Here is a 525-nt window from a genome sequence, read left to right as displayed (position 1 = left end):
ACACTCCAAACGCCCAAACGCCCAAATAACTTGTCTATCTGCCCAAAATGGGCGCGTAAGCGTCCGATAGAAAGTAATTGTTAGTGAGATATTGACTACACGGAATATGGCTATATCATAGAATCATAAAATGATACTGTAAAAGTGATATGTATGCCAAAGCAAGCAAATCATCTCCGTTTGAAGAAACCTTGCGCCAACTGTCCATTCCGGAAGGAGGGCGCTATCGAGCTGGCCCCTGGGCGATTAGAAGGCATCATCAACGACATCGTTGAAAACGACATGACGACGTTTCATTGCCACAAGACCGTGCACTCAAAGTCAGGTGGTGAATGGGATGAAGAGGGTAACTATGCACCTTCGGGACAAGAGTCGATGTGTGCCGGTGCTGCGGCTTACTTGATGAAAATAGGCAGGCCGACAGTGGCTATGCGAATTGCCTTTGCGTTTGGTGATGCAAAGGTGTCCGACTGGGACGAAGCTCAAGAGCTGGTTGTCGAGCCTTTGGTACAAGGGGACCGAAAT

General features: G+C 48.2%; 1 protein-coding gene. It reads left to right on the top strand.

All coding sequences use genetic code 11. The features are described from left to right. Window positions 1-153 precede the first annotated feature (153 nt). Window positions 154-525 (top strand): hypothetical protein (locus tag R7190_RS30510; protein ID WP_318138296.1); only part of this gene is annotated, 372 nt, incomplete at its 3' end.

The organism is Vibrio sp. 1078-1, assembly GCF_033340475.1.
This window is presented reverse-complemented; position numbering and strand designations above follow the sequence as displayed.